Annotated in this window: 1 protein-coding gene; it reads left to right on the top strand. The window is 35.7% G+C overall.

Annotated features, from left to right (window positions below):
- A partial coding sequence (locus Q0997_RS20435; protein ID WP_299892608.1) for a hypothetical protein occupies nt 1–227 on the top strand: 227 nt, incomplete at both ends.

Here is a 227-nt window from a genome sequence, read left to right as displayed (position 1 = left end):
TATCATACCGAAAACGAATCAATTAGTGCTAATGCATTTACAATTTCTCCTAGTAACCATATTACTGTTACCTCACCTAATGGAGGAGAAACACTTGTAGGAAATACAGCACATAATATTACCTGGAATACGCCTGGTATTACCTCAAATAGTTATACGATTCAATATCGAACGTCAGAAACAGGTTCTTGGAGTACAATAGTTAGCAATTATACAACAACGAGTGG

It is taken from the genome of uncultured Lacinutrix sp. (genome assembly GCF_947500325.1).
Taxonomy (GTDB): Bacteria; Bacteroidota; Bacteroidia; order Flavobacteriales; family Flavobacteriaceae; genus Lacinutrix.
The sequence above is the reverse complement of the archived record's forward strand: the minus strand, read 5'-3'. Positions and strand labels throughout refer to the sequence as shown.